The 20,337-nt window shown below is 22.0% G+C and carries 16 protein-coding genes; 13 read left to right on the plus strand and 3 right to left on the minus strand.

Annotation, left to right across the window (positions count from 1 at the left end; all coding sequences use genetic code 11):
- Nucleotides 1–80 precede the first annotated feature (80 nt).
- The 8 genes from nuoG (at nt 81) to BUCICURT3053_RS00575 (ending at nt 10,098) form a co-directional block, all read left to right on the plus strand.
- Complete coding sequence (gene nuoG, locus BUCICURT3053_RS00540) at nt 81–2,813, plus strand: NADH-quinone oxidoreductase subunit NuoG (RefSeq protein ID WP_154061082.1); 2,733 nt, start codon at nt 81–83, stop codon at nt 2,811–2,813.
- Nucleotides 2,814–2,840: 27 nt separating this feature from the next.
- The gene (gene nuoH, locus BUCICURT3053_RS00545; protein ID WP_154061083.1) at nt 2,841–3,785 is read left to right on the plus strand and encodes an NADH-quinone oxidoreductase subunit NuoH; all 945 of its coding nucleotides are present in this window, start codon (nt 2,841–2,843) and stop codon (nt 3,783–3,785) included.
- Between the two features lie 9 nt (nt 3,786–3,794).
- Nucleotides 3,795–4,340, plus strand: coding sequence for an NADH-quinone oxidoreductase subunit NuoI (gene nuoI / locus BUCICURT3053_RS00550; RefSeq protein ID WP_154061084.1), 546 nt, complete (start codon nt 3,795–3,797; stop codon nt 4,338–4,340).
- A gap of 10 nt (nt 4,341–4,350) precedes the next feature.
- Entirely contained in the window at nt 4,351–4,857 is a 507-nt protein-coding gene (locus BUCICURT3053_RS00555) for an NADH-quinone oxidoreductase subunit J (protein ID WP_154061085.1), read from the plus strand.
- Nucleotides 4,858–4,877: 20 nt separating this feature from the next.
- Nucleotides 4,878–5,180, plus strand: a complete 303-nt coding sequence (nuoK, locus tag BUCICURT3053_RS00560) for an NADH-quinone oxidoreductase subunit NuoK (RefSeq protein WP_154061086.1) — start codon at nt 4,878–4,880, stop codon at nt 5,178–5,180.
- On the plus strand, nt 5,177–7,042 hold the full coding sequence (locus BUCICURT3053_RS00565; RefSeq protein WP_154061087.1) for an NADH-quinone oxidoreductase subunit L: 1,866 nt from the start codon (nt 5,177–5,179) through the stop codon (nt 7,040–7,042). Before nuoK ends, BUCICURT3053_RS00565 begins: the two co-directional genes overlap by 4 nt.
- Before the next feature lie 75 nt (nt 7,043–7,117).
- A complete protein-coding gene (locus BUCICURT3053_RS00570) occupies nt 7,118–8,626 on the plus strand; it encodes a complex I subunit 4 family protein (RefSeq protein ID WP_154061088.1) in 1,509 nt (502 codons plus the stop codon).
- Between the two features lie 11 nt (nt 8,627–8,637).
- Nucleotides 8,638–10,098: an NADH-quinone oxidoreductase subunit N gene (locus BUCICURT3053_RS00575; protein WP_154061089.1), complete on the plus strand. Its 1,461-nt coding sequence runs from the start codon at nt 8,638–8,640 to the stop codon at nt 10,096–10,098.
- A 339-nt stretch (nt 10,099–10,437) separates the two neighbouring features.
- On the opposite strand, the gene BUCICURT3053_RS00580 is transcribed toward BUCICURT3053_RS00575, so the two are convergent.
- Nucleotides 10,438–11,385: a ribose-phosphate pyrophosphokinase gene (locus tag BUCICURT3053_RS00580; RefSeq protein ID WP_154061090.1), complete on the minus strand. Its 948-nt coding sequence runs from the start codon at nt 11,383–11,385 to the stop codon at nt 10,438–10,440.
- Between the two features lie 236 nt (nt 11,386–11,621).
- Between BUCICURT3053_RS00580 and prfA the strand changes: the two genes are divergently transcribed.
- The 5 genes from prfA (at nt 11,622) to pta (ending at nt 16,809) form a co-directional block, all read left to right on the plus strand.
- Nucleotides 11,622–12,695 carry a peptide chain release factor 1 gene (gene prfA / locus BUCICURT3053_RS00585; protein WP_154061091.1) on the plus strand — a complete coding sequence of 358 codons (1,074 nt, stop codon included), beginning with the start codon at nt 11,622–11,624 and terminating at the stop codon, nt 12,693–12,695.
- Nucleotides 12,696–12,711: 16 nt separating this feature from the next.
- Complete coding sequence (gene prmC / locus BUCICURT3053_RS00590) at nt 12,712–13,548, plus strand: peptide chain release factor N(5)-glutamine methyltransferase (protein WP_154061092.1); 837 nt, start codon at nt 12,712–12,714, stop codon at nt 13,546–13,548.
- Between the two features lie 60 nt (nt 13,549–13,608).
- Nucleotides 13,609–14,418, plus strand: a complete 810-nt coding sequence (locus BUCICURT3053_RS00595; protein WP_154061093.1) for a tetratricopeptide repeat protein — start codon at nt 13,609–13,611, stop codon at nt 14,416–14,418.
- Between the two features lie 100 nt (nt 14,419–14,518).
- Nucleotides 14,519–15,733 (plus strand): acetate kinase, encoded by a 1,215-nt coding sequence (locus BUCICURT3053_RS00600; protein ID WP_154061094.1) that lies wholly within the window; start codon nt 14,519–14,521, stop codon nt 15,731–15,733.
- Between the two features lie 89 nt (nt 15,734–15,822).
- Nucleotides 15,823–16,809: a phosphate acetyltransferase gene (gene pta, locus BUCICURT3053_RS00605; protein WP_154061095.1), complete on the plus strand. Its 987-nt coding sequence runs from the start codon at nt 15,823–15,825 to the stop codon at nt 16,807–16,809.
- A gap of 102 nt (nt 16,810–16,911) precedes the next feature.
- Here the strand turns inward: pta and gyrA are convergent, their stop codons facing one another.
- Both gyrA and BUCICURT3053_RS00615 read right to left on the minus strand, forming a co-directional pair.
- Nucleotides 16,912–19,413, minus strand: a complete 2,502-nt coding sequence (gyrA, locus tag BUCICURT3053_RS00610) for a DNA topoisomerase (ATP-hydrolyzing) subunit A (protein WP_154061096.1) — start codon at nt 19,411–19,413, stop codon at nt 16,912–16,914.
- A gap of 304 nt (nt 19,414–19,717) precedes the next feature.
- The gene (locus BUCICURT3053_RS00615; RefSeq protein WP_154061097.1) at nt 19,718–20,320 is read right to left on the minus strand and encodes a peroxiredoxin; all 603 of its coding nucleotides are present in this window, start codon (nt 20,318–20,320) and stop codon (nt 19,718–19,720) included.
- Between the last annotated feature and the right edge of the window lie 17 nt (nt 20,321–20,337).

The following is a 20,337-nucleotide window of genomic DNA, read 5'->3' on the forward strand; positions in this document are numbered from 1 at the left end:
AAAAGTATAAGATTAATTTTATTTTGTTTTATCTGTTTATATATTTTTTATAATAAATATTATCAAGTGAGTATTTAATAATGGTTAAAATTTATATTAATAAAAAATCTTTTTTTGTTAAAAAATCAGATAATTTATTACAAGCATGTTTGTCTGTCGGAATTAACATTCCCTTTTTTTGCTGGCATCCTGTTTTAGGTAGTATTGGATCTTGTCGGCAGTGTGCAGTAAGAGTTTTTCATGATGAAACAGATCAAATAGGATCTGTTGTTATGTCCTGTATGTCAGAAATAAGAGAAGGAATCAGAATATCAGTTATAGATTCAGATGTTAAAAATTTTCAGAAAAGTATTATTGAATTAATGATGTTAAATCATCCTCATGATTGTCCAGTTTGTTCTGAGGGAGGTAATTGTCATTTACAAGATATGACTGTATTAAATCAACATCATATACGTAGATATAGATATAAAAAACGTATTTTTAAAAATCAATATTTAGGTCCTTTTGTATCACATTGTATGAATAGATGTATTACTTGTTATCGTTGTTCAAGATATTATACTGATTATGCTGGAGGAAAAGATTTTGGAGTTTATGGTTCTAGTAATAAAATCTATTTTGGTCGATTAGAAGATGGTTTATTAGAAAGTGAGTATTCTGGTAATTTAATTGACGTTTGTCCTACTGGTGTATTTACCGATAAAAGTAATATTCAAAATTTTCATCGTAAATGGGATTTACAATATTCTCCTAGTATATGTCATGGTTGTAGTATTGGGTGTAATATTAGTTTGGGAGAAAGATTAGGTAAATTATGTCGTATTGACAATAGATATAATAGAAAAATAAATAAATATTTTTTATGTGATTTAGGTAGATTTGGTTGTAATTACGTAAATTCTACTTCTGTAACTAAACCTTTTATACAAGAAAATAATAAAAAAAAATTTTTAGATTATTCTGATGCAATTAAAATTATTACTACTATTTTTCGAAATTCTTCTAATTCAATATTAGGTATTGGTTCTTCTAGAGCTAGTATAGAAAGTAATATGGCATTATATAATTTAGTAGGAAAAGAGAATTTTTCTAATGGAATGTTACCAGAATTAGATGAATGCGTACAATTAATTGGAAGTATTATAAAAAATGGAGGTATACATATACCTTCTATTTCAGAAATTGAAAAATATGATGTAATTCTAATTATAAGTGAAGATATTACACAAACTGCATCATTAGCCGCTTTATCTGTACGTCAAGCAGTACGTGGTATTTATTCTCATATATCAAAAAATAATAATATACCATTATGGCACATTAATGCAATAAAAAATGTTGCTCAAGATCAAAAAAATATTTTATTTATTATTAATGGAAATGAAACAAAATTGGATGATATTAGTAGTTTATGTTATTTTGGATCTATAGAAGAGCAAGTATATTTCAGTACTTTAATATTAGATCATCTTAATGGTATAAATATTAAGAATAAAGATAAAAAAAGTATTTTTATGAAAATTGATTTAATTACTAAAGCATTATGTAATGCAAAAAAACCATTAATTATTTCAGGTACATCATATAATAATATTGATATTCTTAAAGTATCATTTAATATTGCTCAATCTTTACAAAAAAAAGGATTGCCAGTTGGTTTAGCATTATTCCCCCCTTCAGCAAATAGTATAGGATTATCTTTAATTCCAAGTATTTCCTTAAATGAAATATTTAACATAATTTATTGTAAAAAAGTAGATATTTTAGTTATTTTAGAAAATGATTTATATCGATTATATGAATCTAGTTTCTTAGATAATATTTTTAAAAAAGTTAATACAATTATTGTATTAGATCATCAAAATAATAGAACAGTGATGCATTCCAATGTTTTTTTACCCTGTACAAATTTTTCAGAAAGTTCAGGAAATATTGTGAATTACGAAGCTCGTATACAACGATTTTTTCAAATGAATGATCCTAATTTATATAGAAAAAAATTATGTAAATTAGAAAGTTGGCGTTGGATACAAGCTATTAAGAATAAAATTTATTTATTTTCATCTATTATATCTTTTACAATTGATAAAATGATGAAACTATGTTCTATTTGGAATTCTGTTTTTAAAAAAATATGTGATTCTTCTCCTTCTGCTTCTTTTAGAATTAAAGGTCAAAAAATAGCAAGATCACCTATTAGATTTAGTGGTCGTGCAGCTATGATTACTAACAAAGATATGCATGAACAAAAACCTTCCGTAGATTTAGATAGTATGTTTTCTTTTTCAATGGAAGGAAGTTCGCAAACAGAAAATAATTTTTCTTTTTCTCCGTTTTTATGGTCTCCTAATTGGAATTCCAATCAATCATTTCATATATCATCTATTAATAATAAGAAATTTAAAAAAATATATGAAGGTATTTTATTATTTCATAACTATAAAAAAAAATTTTTTTTAGATTTTCCTATAAAAAAATTTATTATTAATAAAAAAAATAATTTTTCTTTTTTTAAAATTATTCCTTATTATAAGTTATTAGGTAGTGAAGAAATGAGTCAAAATTATTTTTTTAAAACTATAAAAATGAATTTTATTCATGTTAAATTAAATTATTTAGATGCTGATAGATTAAAAATTAAAAATGGTGATATATTACAATTTCAAATAAATAATATATTTTTTAGATTTCCGGTACAATTATCTAAAAATATCAGTTTATTTCATATGGGTTTACCATTAGGATGCAGCGGAATTCCAATTATTTTTTTTAATAAAATTGCTATTAATTTAACGAAATATAATAAATAAATATTTTATTAAATTAGGTATAATAATATGATAAATAAAATTTTTTTTACTATTTTTTTTGTAATTTTTATTGTTTTTAGCGCCAGCGCTTTAAGTTTAGTAGAAAGAAGAATTTTAGGTTTATTACAAAATAGATATGGACCTAATAGAGTTGGTTGGTTTGGTTGTATGCAACTATGTGCTGATGGTATTAAATTATTATTTAAAGAAGATTGGATTCCTCCTTTTAGTGATAAAGTATTATTTATTATAGCTCCAATAATTTCTTTTATTTCTTTACTTTTAGTTTTTGCTAGTATTCCTATTACTTCTAATTTAATTATTATTAATTTAAATATTGGTTTATTATATTTTTTAATGATGTCATCTTTATCTGTATATGGAATTTTATTAGCTGGTTGGTCTAGTAATAATAAATATGCTTTATTGGGTTCTATTAGATCAGTAGCGCAAATGTTAAGTTATGAAGTTTTTTTAGGTTTATCGTCTATGGGAGCAGTAATTCAATGTGGATCCTTTAATTTAGTTGATATTATTTATTCACAAAAAAAAGTATGGAATATTATTCCTCAATTTTTTGGTTTTTTAATGTTTTTTATTGCATGTATTGCAGTTTGTCATAGACATCCTTTTGATCAACCTGAATCTGAACAAGAATTAGCTGATGGATATCATATTGAATATTCTGGAATGAAATTTGGAATGTTTTTTATTGGTGAGTATATTTCTATTATGGTAGTATCTGCTTTAAATGTATGTTTATTTTTTGGTGGTTGGCTTGGTCCGTTTTTTCCTCCTATTATTTGGTTTTTATTAAAATTTTTATTATTTATTTTTTTATTTATTTTATTAAGAGCATCTTTACCTAGACCGAGGTATGATCATGTTATGCTGTTTGCATGGAAGTTTTGTTTGCCTTTATCTCTATTAAATATAGTATTTACATCTTTTAGAGTTTTAATACAAACGTGAGGTTTTTATATGGGTATAAAAGATATTTTTTTTGGTTTTTTAAGTATTATTCGTAGTATGTTAATGTTATTAACTAATATTTTCTCGCCTAGAGAAACTCGTCTATACCCAGAACAATCATTAAATTTGTCGCTTCGATATAGAGGTCGTATTATTTTAACTCGAGATCCTAACGGTTTAGAACGCTGTGTCGCATGTAATCTATGTTCTGCTGTTTGCCCTGTTAATTGTATTTCATTAAAAAAATCAGAAAATAAAGATGGTCGTTGGTATTCTAAATTTTTTCAGATAAATTTTTCTCGTTGTATTTTTTGTGGTTTGTGTGAAGAGGCATGCCCTACTTCCGCTATTCAATTAATACCAGATATAGAATTAAGTGATTTTAAAAGAAAAAAATTAATGTATAAAAAAAAAGATTTGTTAATTTCCGGACCTGGGAAATTTTCTAAATATAATTTTTATTCTATTTCTGGTGTGAAATTTAAAAAAAATTCAAATAATATTGCTTCAAAAAAAATATTAAATTGTGTAGATGTAACATCTTTATTACCATAGGGAAAATTTTATGGTTATTATATTTTATTTATTAAGTTTTTTATCTATTTTATTTTCTTTTTTAATTATGATTAGCAATAATCCGATTTATTCTTTATTATATTTAATTTTATTAATGTCCTCTATTTCTGGTATTTTTTTTACTTTAGGTTCTATTTTTTTAGGAACTATAGAGATAATTATTTATGCCGGCGCAATTATGGTTTTATTTATTTTTGTTGTAATGTTAATAAAGAATAATATACATAATTCAACGATTTTATTAAATCAATCAAATAATTTTTATGATATGTACTTATACACGTGTACTTTTTTTATTTTATTTATTTTATTTATTCAATTTATAAGTGAGAAGAAAAAAATTTTGTTTTTTAAAATTTTTTTAATAAAAAATACTGGTATTTTATTATTTAGTAAATATATTTTGTTAGTGGAATTTATATCTTTATTACTATTGTCTTCAGTATTTTTAGTATATTTTTTTATAAAAAAAATAAAATTTATTTTTAATTCTTAAAAAGGAAAATATATAAATTTATGTTGTTATTAAATTATGGGATTTTAATACCTATTATTTTATTTGTAATTGGAATTTTTTCGTTATTAAAACATAAAAATTTGATATTTATATTGATAAGTTTAGAAATATTAACTAATTCAGTAGCATTGGCAATAGTTTTAGTAGGTCATTACTGGAATCAACATGATAGTCAAATTATGTATATATTAATTATTACTATTGCAGCTATAGAGGCAAGTATAATGTTAGCAATTTTTTTAAAAATATATCAACAGTATAATACTCTAGATATATGTAAATTAAGTGAGACCTATAAATGAATTTAATTTATTATATTGGAATATTTCCATTATTTAGTTCTTTTTTATTAATTTTTTTACAAAGATTTCTTTTAAAAAAATTTGTTTCAGTAATTAGTATATCTTCGATAGTGATGTCTTTTTTTTTGTTTTTATATGTTGTATATGATTATATTAATAAGTATAGTCAATCAAAAGTTTTTTTTATTCCTTTATTACACTGGATAACTATCAATAATTATAGTATTAATTTAAATTTTATAGTAGATTTTTTTTCTTTATCTATGTTAGGAACAGTACTATTAATTAGCTTGTGTGTATATTTATATTCTTTATGGTATATGAATAATTCTTCAGAATATACTAAATATTTTATATATATGAATTTGTTTATCTCTTTTATGATATTTTTTGTTTTAACTAATAATTTAATTACTATGTTTTGTATTTGGGAATTAGTGGGAATTTGTTCATATTTATTAATAGGTTTTTATTTTAAAAAAGAAGAAAATGGATATTTTGCTATTAAATCTTTTTTAATGACTAGGTTAGGTGATGTATTTTTTTTAATTGCTATATTTTTAATTTTATTGAATTTTAAAACTACAGATTTTTTTGTATTGAAATATCTTACTAAAGAAATTATATTTTTAAATTGTTATACTAATTATTTATTTTGGATTTCCTTCTGTTTATTTATTGCGTCGATAGGAAAGTCTGCTCAAATACCATTATATACATGGTTGATAGGCGCTATGGTTGGTCCGACACCCGCTTCAGCTTTAATTCATGCCGCTACTATGGTTACAATGGGAGTATATTTAATTATTCGAGTTCATTTTTTATTTTTTTTTAATATATATATAACATATATACTTTCTATAATTGGATGTTGTACACTTTTAATATCAAGTTTTTCTGCTATTTTTGAAACAAATATTAAACGTATTTTAGCTTTTTCTACTATTAGTCAAATAGGTTATATGTTTTTAGCATTAGGTTTTAAAAATATTAAAGGTGCTTTTCTACATTTATTATGTCATGCTTTTTTTAAATCTTTATTATTTTTATCTACCGGATCTATTATAAAGCATACAAATAATGAACAAAATATTTTAAAAATGGGTAATTTATATAATAGGATACCTTTTATATATATAACTTTTTTTACTGGTATGATTTCTTTAGTATCATTTCCATTTATAACTTCTAGTTTTTATAGTAAAGGAGATATATTACTAAATATTTTTAATAAACAGGAAAATTTATTTTTATTTTGTTTTCTTTTGGGTATTTTTTTTACTTCTATTTATTCATGTAGAATGTTTTTTTTTATTTTTCATGGAGAGAATCAATCTAATTTTATTTCTATTGAAAAAAATTTTTTTCATGATATATCTTTATTTATTTTATGTTTAGGTTGTACTCCTATTACACAGTATATTATTTCTAATTTATTTTATAAAACTGTTTATACGCCATTAATCATTTGTTTAAATGAAAATTATTTATATATAGAATATATTTCTTTTGGTATTTCAATTTTAGGTTTTTTTATTTTTTATTTAAGTAGATATGTTTTTTTAAGAAAAAATTATTTAGAAATTATATTTTCTCCTTTATATTATTTAGTTTCGAATAACTGGTTTTTTGATATTTTTTATTTTTATGTATTTGTAAAGCCATATTATTGGCTATCAAATTATTTAAATAGTAAAAAATTTTTTTATATAGAAAAATTTTTTTTAAAAATAATTTATTTTTTTAAAAGTAAATTTTTTAATATTAAATATATAGATATTGTTTACCATGTTAGATGGTATATTTTTTGTTTAACTGTATTTTTATTAATTATTTTTATTGATAAAAATAATTATATGTAAAATCTTTATTTCTAATAGTATTAATGAATTTTTTATATTTATATATATTAATATATAGTAAGGATAATATATTTTATGATTCTTTTAGTTTTTATGTTTGTTCCATTAATTGGTGGATTATTATCTTTTTTAACATGTTTTTTAAATAAAAAATTACCCCGTTATATAGCTTTTTTTTCTATGTTTATTTGTTTATTAGTTTCAATATTTTTCTTTTATTCTAATAGAATTTCTAATCCTTCTATTTTAGTAAATACATTTATCTTTTCATTTTATAAAATATGGATTCCAAGATATGGGATTTCTTTTTATTTAGGTGTAGATAAATTATCATTACTTATGATTTTTTTAACTTCTTTAATTGGCATGTGTTCAGTTTCTTGTGAGTGGAATGTTTTAAATAAAGATATTGGATTATTTTATTGTTATTTACAATTTGTTGTTTTAGGTATGTTTGGTATATTTTTATCTTTAGATATGTTGTTATTTTTTTTCTTTTGGGAAATGATATTAATACCTATGTATTTTTTAATTATTTTTTGGAATCATTCTTGTGAAAGTAAGAATAAAGTTTTTTATATTTCTCGGAAATTTTTTATATATTCTCAATTATCTGGTTTTACTTTACTTTTTTCTATTTTAAATTTGGCTTGTATTTATCATAATTATTCAGGAATTTGGACATTTAATTATTTTATATTAAAAAATATAACAATTTCTTTATATATGGAAATTTTTTTAATGTTTAGTTTTTTACTATCCTTTTTAATAAAAATACCATTATTTCCTTTTGATGATTGGCTGCCAGATACTCAAGAAATTATTTCTCCCTCAGGTTCTATTGATTTAGTTGGTATTTTATTAAAACCGGCAATATATGGATTATTAAGATTTCATTTAATTTTATTTCCCCGTACATCTCATATATTTTCTTTGATTTTTGTTATTTTAGGTTTATTTTCAATGTTATATGGTTCTATAATGGCTTTTTCTCAAACAAATATAAAAAGATTGTTGTCTTATTCTTCGATTTCTAATATGGGTATAATTTTTGCTGCTTTATATAGTGAAAATATATTTTCCTATCAAGGTGCTATTTTGTATTTTTTATCTTATGTTATTTCTGCTGCAGCCTTATTAATAATTTTTGGAAAAATATTTTATCATATTAAAACTCAAAATATTTTATATATGGGTGGACTATGGTCTTGTATGTATTTTATTCCTTCTTTTTTTTTATTTTTTTCTTTTGCAAATTTAAGTATTCCTTTAACAGGTAATTTTAGTGGTAAATTTATGATATTATTTGGTATTTTTTCTTTTCATCCTATTTTAGGTTATTTGTTTATTTTATGTTCATTTTTATCTTCTATTTATTTAATTATGTTAATACAACGTGTATGCTATGGTTCTAGTATGCATATTATTTTAAAAAATGAATTAAATATTTTTAATTTAATAACTTTAATTGTATTTACATGCTTTCTTATTTTTATAGGATTATATCCTAGAATTTTTTTACATTTTTCATATGAAATTTCAGATCAGTTATATAGATATTACACATCTTTTTTCAATAAATAGGTAATAACATTATGATTAGACTATTTTATAGTATTATTCCAATATTACCAATTTTAATATTAATTGCTTCTATTTTAATAATTTTACTTATTTCTTTTTATAAAAAGAAAACATATTTAGGATATATAATTATTATTTTTGGTATTTTTTTTAGTTTAATGTCTGTTATTTATTCAAAATATTTTATGTTAGATTATTTTTCTGAATTAATTAAAATTAATAAATATTCTTATTTTTTTTTATTTATGTTATTAATTTCTAGTTTTTATACTTGTATATTTTCATATACTTGGTTGTTATATGGTAATTATCATTCAATAGAATTTTATTTTTTTATTCTTTTATCTACTTTAGGTGGAATTTTAGTTATTTTATCTAATCATTTTTCTACCTTATTTATTGGTTTAGAATTATTATTTTTACCGTTATTAGGAATTTTAATGTTTTTTCCCAAATCAGGGAATAATCTATTATTAATTGTCATATATATGATTCTGTCAATTTTTTCATCTTCTTTTTTATTATTGGGATTTTCTTTTATATATTTTATTTCTGGCAGGTTATGTTTTTCTTTTCTTTCGCAAGTATTTATATATTATCCTTCTATTATGTTTGGAAGTATTATTTTATTTGGGTTTTGTATAATATTGTTATCTCTTTTTTTTAAGTTATCAATATTTCCTTTACATACATGGTCTCCAGATATATATCAAAATACTAATTCATGTTCATTGATCTATTTTTCTACCGTTACAAAGATTTCTATATTTTCATTTTTAATACATTTTCTTTATTGTATTCCATATGTGCATAATATTAAATTATTATATTATATATTATATTATATTTCTATATTTTCTATTTTTTTTGGTAACTTGGTTTCTATTTTTCAGAATAAAGTACAAAGATTAATAGGATATTTATCTATTTCTAATCTTGGTTTTTTGTTAATGTTATTGTTGATGTATTCTTCACGGGAAAATATATTTATTATTAAACAAATACATTTCTATTTATTTGGTTATATATTAGGATTAATTGGTTTTTTTAGTATTAAAAGTATTATTGATTTTAATATTTTTTCTAAAAAAATTTATTTAATTAAAGATAATTCGTTAAAAGGATTATTTTGGTATGATCCTATTTTAGGTGTTATTATGTCTATTATTTTATTATCTTTATCTGGATTTCCTTTAACTTTAGGTTTTTGGGGAAAATTTTTTATATTAAAAAATTTAATTCAAAGAAGATTTTTTATTACAGTGATAATAATTATTATAAGTAGTATTATAGGTACACAAAGTTATTTGAGTATTATTTACAATTTGTATTATAAATCTTCAACAGTAGATAATAAAAACATTAAATATAATTTTTATATACCGATTGTTCAAAAATTTTTTATTTTATTTATTGGGTTAGTTTTTATGATTTTAGGTTTATTTCCCCAAATTATTTTTAATATTATATAAATATATATTTATTTTAGTAAAAATCTATTTTTTTTTAAAAAATTTATTTAAAATATTATAATTTTATTGTTAATAAAAAATATTTTATTACTAATTTAGTTATTGGTATATTTAATATATATCAATATATATCATATATATAATGATATAATTTATTATAATATAATGTTGAAAATTTTTCCAACATTATATTATAAAAGTAAATATTTTTTATTTTTAAATTATCAATATAACAATAAAATTATTATTTTAAAATTAATATTTTTAATTATAAAAAAATAAAAAAAATATTTTATTTAATAAATAAATTAATATTTTTTTATCTAAAAAAGATTTTTTTTATTCATTAAACATTTCTGAAATTGATTCTTCTCTATTAATTCTTCTAATCGCTTCTGCTAACATATTAGATACTGATAATATACGTATATTTTTTAAGTTTTTTATTTCTTTTGACAAAGGAATTGTATCACAAATTATTATTTCATCTATATTTGCTTTTTTGATATTTTTATGTGCTTTACCTGAAAAAATTGGATGAGTAGCATATACATAAATTCGATTAGCTCCATTTTTTCTTAATGTTTTTGTTGCTTGATATAATGTTGTTCCGGTATCTATAATATCGTCAATTAAAATACAATCTCTATTTTTTATTTGTCCAATAATATTCATTACTTTCGGTATTTTATAAGCTGGTCGACGTTTATCAATAATTGCTATATCAGAGTCATTTAGTAGTTTTGCAATTTCTCTTGTTCTTATTATCCCGCCTATATCAGGCGAAACAAATACCGGGTTTAAAAAATTAATTTTTAATAAATCTTTTAGAAAAATTCTGCTGCTAAACATATTATCTACTGGAACATCAAAAAAACCTTGAATTTGTTCTGAATGCAAGTCTATAGTTAAAATTCGATCAACTCCTACAGTAGATAAGAAATCTGCAATGACTCTTGCAGTAATTGGTACTCTGGATGATCGAATTCTTCTATCTTGTCTTGCATATCCAAAGTATGGCATTACAGCGGTAATACGTCCTGCAGAAGCTCTTCTTAAAGCATCAACCATGATAATTAATTCCATTAAATTATCATTAGTAGGTAAACATGTAGACTGTATTAGAAAAACATCGTATCCTCTAATATTTTCATTAATCTGTATATTAATTTCTCCATCACTGAATTTACTTACAGACGCATCTCCTAATTTTATTTTTAAATGACTAGCGATTTTTTTTGATAAACTTGGAGTAGAATTTCCAGAAAATAATTTAACGTTTTCCATTGTAATCCTATTTAATAAGTATGTGTTAAATTTTATTAGAAATTTATTTTTTATAATATTATTTTTTTAATAAATTAAAATATTTTTTAAAAAATGTTTTTTAAGAATATCTATTTTTATTAAATAGATTATTCTTATTATATATATTTAATCATATTATGATATGATTAATTATATATTGATATATATTTATTTTATTTTACTCTTATATTTTTATATTAAATAGGTTTATTTTTATGAAAAAATCAATAATTATAAAATTACAAAATTTAATGAAAAGGTATACAGAATTAGAGTCTTTATTGTCACGTAATTATTTAACGTTTAATAAGGAAGAATTTTCTAAACTATCTAAAGAAAAATCAGAATTATTTAAATTGCATGAGTCATTTCTTTTATGGCTATCAATAAAATCAGAAATAAAAGATACTCGATTATTATTAGATGATTCTGTTATTGCTAAATTAGCTGAAGAAGAATTATATGAATTATTAAATAAAAAGAAAGAAATTGAAAGAAAAATTAAATTATTATTATTACCTATTGATCCTTATGATAAAAATAGTTGTTTTATTGAAATTCGAGCTGCTACCGGAGGACAGGAAGCTGCTATTTTTTCTGGAGAATTATGTAAAATGTATATGAGGTATGCTGATTTAAAATCTTGGAAAGTAAGTATTATTAATATGCACGAAGGAGAGATAGGAGGATATAAAGAAATTATTTTAAAAGTAATTGGCATAGGAGCTTGCGGAAGATTAAAATTTGAATCAGGTGGTCATAGAGTACAACGCGTTCCGCAAACAGAATCACAAGGTAGAATACATACTTCGTCATGTACTGTAGCAATTATGCCTGAAATTCCTAAATCAAAAAAAATAATTTTAAATATTTCTGATTTAAAAATTGATACATTTCGTTCTTCTGGAGCTGGAGGTCAGCATGTTAATACAACTGATTCTGCTGTTCGTATTACTCACATTCCTACAGGTAATGTTGTTGAATGTCAGGATGAAAGATCTCAACATAAAAATAAAGAAAAAGCTTTATCTGTATTATCTGCCAAAATTTATTCTGAAAATAACGCAAAAAAAGCATTAGAAAATTCAGTAATGAGAAGGAATTTATTAGGAACTGGATCTAGGTCAGATAGAAACAGAACGTATAATTTTCCTCAAAACAGAGTAACAGATCATCGAATTAATTTAACAGTATATCGTTTAAATGAAATTCTTTTAGGTAAATTAGATTTATTAATAGAACCTTTACTACAAGAACATCAAGCAGATTTATTATTAACAATGGAATAAAAACTGGTATTATATAATGAATGTTATAGAATGGTTATCATGTGCTGAAAAAAAATTATTTAATAGTAAAACATCTAAATTAGATTCAAAACTGTTATTATGTTTTGTATTAAAATATTCAAAGAAAGAATTATTTTATAATAAAAAAAAAAAAATAAAAAAAAACGATTTATTAGTTTTAAATAACTTATTATATAGAAGAGTATTAAAAGAACCTATTGCCTATCTTATAAAAAAAAAAGAATTTTGGTCTTTATCTTTTTTTGTTTCTCCCTTCGTATTAATTCCTAGACCGGATACTGAGATTCTTGTAGAACAGGTTTTATTAAAAATTTCTTCAAAAACAAATACTATTTTAGATTTAGGTACTGGTTGTGGTGCAATTGCTTTATCATTAGCTTCGAAACATTCTAAATGTAATATTATTGGAGTAGATAATAGTTTAAACGCATTAAAAGTAGCTCGTTATAATTCTAAAAAGTTAAATATTAAAAATGTTGATTTTATTTATAGTAATTGGTTTTCACATGTTCCTTTAAGGAAATTTCATATTATTGTTTGTAATCCTCCATATTTATCTATAAAAGATTTCTATAATTCCTCTGATCTTTTTTTCGAACCTTATTCTGCTTTAGTATCTGGAAAAAATGGAATAGAGTGTATAAAATATATTATAAGAAATTCTTTTCATTATTTTGTTTCTGAGGGTTGGTTATATATTGAACATTGTTACAAACAAGCAAAAATAGTAAAAAAACTTTTTAAAAATAATTTTTTTATAAAAATATCTTCTATAAAAGATTATTCTAATCGTAATAGAGTAACTTTTGGTTTTTTAAATATAAAAATATAATTTTATGAAAATTTTGTTTTATATATCATTTTAATTTTTTACATTTATTTAGGATAATATATGATAAATTTAAACAATATTGATTTTTCTACAACATCTTTGTTTGAGATTATGATTAAACTTATGGTAAAAATTCGTTGTGATTTTCCAGAAGAAAATATAATGAAAATATGTACAAATAAAGTTCAAGAATCTTTATTATTTATTTCCGAAAAATTAACAGAAATAGAAAAATTAGAAAAATTATTATTTATTTTTTATAAAAAATGGAATTTTGGTTGTTCGGTTAAAATGCATAAATTATCTGATATGTTATGGTTAGATAAAGTAATTTTATCTAATCAAGGAAATTCTTTTTCTTTAGGAATATTTTTTATGTATATTGCTAGTCAATTGAACTTATCAATTATTCCAATAATATTTCCAACACAATTGATTGTAAAATTTAAAAGTTTAGAAGAAAAATTATTATATATTGATCCCGTTAATGGGGATATACTGAATGAACATATTTTACAATCCTGGTTAAAAGGTAATATTAGTCCTTCAGCTAAATTAAATGATCATCATTTAAAAGAATCGAATTCATCAACTATTACGCAAAAAATATTAGATATGCTAAAAATAGCTCTAATTGAAGAACAAAATATAGAATTAGCTTTAAATGTAAGTAATATTTTGTTAACATTAAAACCTAAAGATCCATATGAAATTCGAGATAGAGGATTAATTTTCTCTCAATTAAATTGTTATCGTGCAGCTATTTCAGATTTATTATATTTTGTTGAGCAGCGTCCAGAAGATCCTGTTAGTGATATTATTAAAATGCAAATTCATTCGATTGAACAAAAAAAAATTACTTTTCATTAAAAATAATTTTTTATTTACTAAATGATATTTTTATTAATTTTACTTTTTAATGATTTTTTATTTTTTTTAAATAATTATTTTGTAAAAAAAGAGATATGTTATGAAAAAAGAATTAATTTTAGTTCTGAATTGTGGAAGTTCTTCAGTTAAATTTTCTATTATTGATCCTATTAAAGAAGTTACTTATATTGATGGAATAGTAGAAACTATAAATAGTGTTACATCTTTAATAATAAATAATTTTATAAAAAATAAAAAATTATTTAAAAAATTTGATAAAGTAGAATCATATAAAAAGTTAATTATATTAATTTTTGATATATTGATTAATCAATATAAAAATTATTTAAATAATGTGGTTGGTATTGGTCATAGAGTTGTTCATGGTGGAAGGTATTTAAAAAAATCTATGATTATTAATTCTTCAGTTTTATCAAAAATTCAAGAATCATCTATTTTTGCTCCTTTGCATAACCCTTTTCATTTGCTAGCTATTAATATAGCATTAAAAAAAATATTAAAATTAAAAAATTTTAATGTAGCAGTTTTTGATACTGCATTTCATCATACTTTACCTAAAGAATCATTTTTATATGCTATCCCTTATCATTTTTATACTGATTATTCTATTCGTAGATACGGCGCTCATGGAATTAATCATTTTTATATAACCAAAAAATCTTCTATTTTTTTAAAAAAACCTATTTTTAAATTAAATATTATTAGTTGTCATTTAGGTAGTGGCTCTTCTATTACTGCTATAGTAAATGGTAAATCAATAGATACATCTATGGGTTTAACTCCATTGGAAGGACTAGTTATGGGGACTCGATGTGGAGATATTGATCCATCTATTATTTTTTACATGGTTAAAGAATTAGGAATGTCTATTGATAAAGTACAAAAAATATTAACTGAAAATTCAGGAGTATTAGGAATTAGTTCTATTTCTAATGATTTTAGAAAATTAGAAGAAAAATATAATATTAATAAAAAAGCTAAATTATCAATTGATATATTTTGTCGTCGTATTTCTAAATATATTTGTGGGTATTCTTCATTAATGTATGGACGATTAGATGCTATTGTATTTACAGGTGGAATTGGAGAAAATTCTAGTTTAATTCGTTATAAAATAATAGATAAATTATCTTTAATAGGTTGTTTTTTAGATCTAGATAAGAATTTAGAAAATAATAAAAAAATTATGTTTATAAATTCTATTAAAAGTATACCTATACTAGTTATACCGGCTAATGAAAATCAAATTATAGCTAAAGAAACTTACGATTTAGTAAAAAAATCAATTTTATAAAAACAGAATATTAAAATTATTTTTTTAAAAATAATTTTTTTATATTATAAATCAGTATTTTTTTAAACCTTATTTTTAATAAATATTTTATGAAAAATTATTCAGAAAATTTTAAATTGTTTTTACAAAAAAAAGCTAGTTCAAATATCAAAAAAATTATTTTTCCAGAAGGTAATAATATTAAAATTATTAAATCTGCGTCTATAAGTAGTAAACTAAAAATAGCAAAGTGTATTTTATTAGGAAATAAAAAATATATTAAAGATACAGCAATACAAAATAATTTTTTTTTACATGAAAACATTAAGATAATTAATCCAGATAAAATTAGAAAATGTTATGTTGATCAATTATTTAAATTAAGAAAAGATAAAGGAGTTACTAGTCATAAAGATGCTTGTCGTTTACTAGATAGTAATATTATTTTATCTCTTATGATGCTTCATCAAGGTGATGTAGATGGTGTAGTAGCGGGAATTTCACATTCAACAGCTGATATTATTAGACCTACTTTTCAATTAATACAAAATAATTGTAGAGATCCATTTGTTTCTTCAGTTTTTTTAATGTTATTCCCAAAAAAAGTATTAGTATATGGTGACTGTGCAGTTAATCGATATCCAGATTCAAAAATGTTAGCTAAAATTGCAATACAATCTTCATATACAGCAGATTCTCTTGGTATTAAACCTAAAGTAGCTATGCTTTCATACTCTACTGGTATTTCAGGATCAGGTATTTCTGTAGATAAAATAAAAGATTCTATAGATATAGCAAAAAGTATTTATCCTGAATTATTAATTGATGGTCCTATTCAATATGATGCCGCTGTTTCTAAAAAAATAGCACGTATCAAATTACCACATTCAAAAGTAGCAGGTAAAGCTACAGTATTAATTTTTCCAGATTTAAATTCTGGAAATATTACATATAAGGCAGTGCAGAGATCATCAGGAATTATATCTATTGGTCCTATTTTACAGGGTTTATGTAAACCGGTTAATGATTTATCAAGAGGTGCGACAGTAGATGATATCATTTATACTACCGCTATGACTGCTATTCAGTCTTTTTAGAATATTTTAAATGACATTATAGCAATTCAAAATATATATAATAATGATTTATTTTCTGTAAAATTACTATAATAAATAATTTTTTTATTTAATATAGTAATTTTATGATTTTAAAGAATCATATGATAATTTTTGTAAACCAACTACTTTTTCTTTTTTAGTTGTTCTGATTAATATAACTCCTTGTGTGTTTCTTTTTAAGATTGCTATTTCAGAAACTCTAATTCTGACAAGAGTTCCGGCATTCGTTATCATCATTATTTGATTATTTTGATTAACCTGTATAGCTCCTATTACTACTCCATTTTTTTGGGTAACTCGAATTGAGATAACACCTTTAGTAGCGCGAGATTTAATGGGAAATTGATTTATTTTTGTTCTTTTCCCATATCCATTTTCAGTTACTATTAGTATATCATCTTTTTTATTTGGAACTAATAAAGATACTAATCGATCATTATTAATAATTTTAATTCCACATATACCAGAAGCAGTACGTCCCATTTTTCTTATGTTTTTTTCAGAAAACTGAACTACTTTTCCTTTAGAGGTAAATATTAATATATTATTTTCTCCGTTAGTTAATGAAACTCCGATTAGCTCATCATGTTTTCGTAAATTAATTGCAATAATTCCTGAATTCCTTGGTTTTTGAAATTGATTTAGTGGTGTTTTTTTTACAAAACCTAATGCTGTAGCCATAAATATATTTATGGATGATTTATATTGAGAAATAGGTAAAATTGCAGTAATTCTTTCTTTTTGCATAAGAGGTAATAAATTAATAATTGGACGTCCTCGTGCATGTCTGCTAGTTTCAGGTAATTGATATACTTTCATCCAGTATAATATACCTCTACTAGAGAAACATAGAATTGTATCGTGTGAGTTTGCTACTAATAAATTTGCTATATGATCTTCTTCTTTAGTTTTAGCTGCTGATTTTCCTTTTCCTCCTCTTCTTTGTGCGTTATAATCGGAAATTGGTTGATATTTTACATACCCTGAATATGATAATGTTACTACTACGCTTTCTTTTACTATTATATCTTCCATATTAATTTCTGATACTTTTTTGATTATTTTAGTTTTTCTATAGTCTGAAAATTGTTTTTTTATTTTTATTAATTCATTTTTAATAATAATTTTTAATTCTTTTGAATGAGAAAGTATTTTTTTTAAAAATAAATTTTTTTTATTTAAATCTCTATTTTCCTGACAAATTTTATTTTTTTCTAAGCTAGTAAGCTTATTTAGTTTAATATTTAAAATAGCATGTGCTTGTTTTTTACTAAAATTAAAATTTGTATAATTTTTTTTTAAACTATTTTTAACTTTTATAGTAGTTTTTCTTTTCCAGTGAATTTTTTTTAGATTTTTTATTGCATTTTTATTATTATGTGAACTTTTTATAACTTCAATAATCTTATCAATATTATCTAATGCTACAGAAAATCCTTCTAAAAGATGTATTCTTTTTGTATATTTTTTTAATTTAAATGCATATTTTCTAGTAATAATATTTTTTCTATGTTTAATAAATTCATTTATTATATTTTTTAAACTCATTTTTTTTGGTTGTCCAGATGATGATAACGCCACCATATTGATACCAAAAGATGTTTGTAAAGATGTTAGTGTATATAATTGATTAAGAACAACTTTAGTAATAAAATCTTTTTTTATTTCAATTACTATTCTCATACCATCTTTATCTGACTCATCTCGTATATTTGAGATACCATTAATTTTTTTTTCTTTTACTAAAATAGCTATTTTTTCAATTAATTTTGATTTATTAACTTGATAAGGTAATTCGTAGATAACAAGTGATTCTTTTTTGTTTTTTTGATTTATTTCTATCGAATATCTAGATCTAATTGATATTTTTCCTTTTCCTGTACGATAAGCTTCTTGAATACCAATCTTTCCGTAGATTATACCTGCTGTAGGAAAATCTGGACCTGGTATGTATTTCATAAGTTTTTTTAAAGAAATATCTGGATTATCTAAATATGCTATACATCCATTAATTACTTCTTTTAAATTATGCGGAGGAATATTTGTAGCCATACCTACAGCAATTCCAGAAGAACCATTAATTAATAAATTAGGAATTTTAGTAGGTAAAATTTCTGGTATTTTTTCTGTTCCATCATAATTTAAAACAAAATTTATTGTATTTTTTTTTAAATCACTTAACATTTCATGCGCTATTTTAGACATACGTATTTCAGTATATCTCATAGCAGCAGCAGAATCTCCGTCAATAGATCCAAAATTACCCTGCCCATCAATTAGCGTATATCTTAAAGAAAATGGTTGAGCCATTCGTACAATGGCATCATATACTGCAGAATCGCCATGAGGGTGATATTTTCCTATTACATCTCCTACAATTCTAGCAGATTTTTTATAAGGTTTGTTCCATTTATTGCCTAATATATTCATAGCAAACAATATTCTTCGGTGAACTGGTTTTAATCCATCTCTTACATCAGGTAAAGCTCGGCCTATTATTACAGACATAGCATAATCAAGATAAGATCTCTTTAACTCTTTTTCAATACTGACCTGTTTGATTTCTAGAGCAATGTCTTTCATAGATTTGTTATCTCAATGATATAATTTTATATTTAATATTTATTATTTAAATCATATTTTATGATTTAATAATTAGTTTTTTTATGTTTTTATTAATAAAATAGATAGTTTTATTTATTTAATATATAAATCAATATTAATTATTTGTGATTTTTTTATATTTTTTTATATATGTAAATATATATAATGATAGATAGTAATCATTATATATATTATAATTTTTTTTATTTTAAACGAAATAAATATTTTTAGTTCAATATAGTATAAATTATATGTATTTTTTAAAATATATTTTTATAAAATATTATATTTTATGAAAATTTTTAGATAAATATTTATTTATTCCTTTTGATGTTGCTTGAATTGTATCTTTCCCCGGAGTCCAGTTTGCTGGACAAACTTCACCAAATTTTTCATAAACTTGAAGTGCGTCAATTATTCGTATTATTTCTTTGATGTTACGCCCGATTGGAAGATCATTAATAGATTGATGTCTAATAATATTATTATTATCTATTAAGAATGATGCTCTTAATGCTATTTTTAATTCGTGATGTTCTATACCATATGATTTTTGTATACTTCTTTTTATATCTGATATCATAGGAAATTTTATTAAACCAATTCCGCCTGAGTCTGGTAATGTATTTCTCCATGCATTGTGTACATATACTGAATCAATAGATACGCCTATAATACATACTTCTCTATTTTTAAATTCATTATATAAATTATTAAATGCTATTAATTCCGACGGACATACAAAAGTAAAATCCATAGGCCAAAAAAATAAAATAGTTTTTTTTCCTTTTGAATATTCTTTGAGATTAAAATTATTAATTATTTGACCGTTTGGTAAAACAGCAGGCGCGATAAAATTAGGAGCTTGTTGAGATACTAAAACCATATTTATTTTTACCTCGA

The sequence above is a fragment of the Buchnera aphidicola (Cinara curtihirsuta) genome, assembly GCF_900698895.1.
Taxonomy (GTDB): domain Bacteria; phylum Pseudomonadota; class Gammaproteobacteria; order Enterobacterales; family Enterobacteriaceae; genus Buchnera_F; species Buchnera_F aphidicola_AX.